The organism is Bradyrhizobium sp. Kon10, assembly GCF_055807395.1.
Genome location: NZ_JBVVOZ010000429.1, coordinates 1 through 232 on the forward strand (window position 1 = coordinate 1; position 232 = coordinate 232).

General features: G+C 64.7%; 1 protein-coding gene. It reads left to right on the plus strand.

From position 1 onward, the window contains the following. Positions 1–232 (plus strand): hydroxyacylglutathione hydrolase C-terminal domain-containing protein (locus tag AC0L2O_RS37625; RefSeq protein ID WP_473373299.1); only part of this gene is annotated, 232 nt, incomplete at both ends.

Here is a 232-nt window from a genome sequence, read left to right on the forward strand (position 1 = left end):
GGCACTTCCGGCCGAGACGGTCGTTTATTGCGGCCATGAATACACGCTCTCCAACGCCCGCTTCGCGCTGACCGTCGACCCGACCAATTCGGCATTGAAGGAGCGCGCTGCGAAAATCGAGGCGCTGCGCGCCGACGGCAAGCCGACGCTGCCGACCACGATCGGCGAGGAACTGTCGACCAATCCGTTCCTGCGCTGGCACGACCCGGCAATCCGCAAGCATCTCGGCATG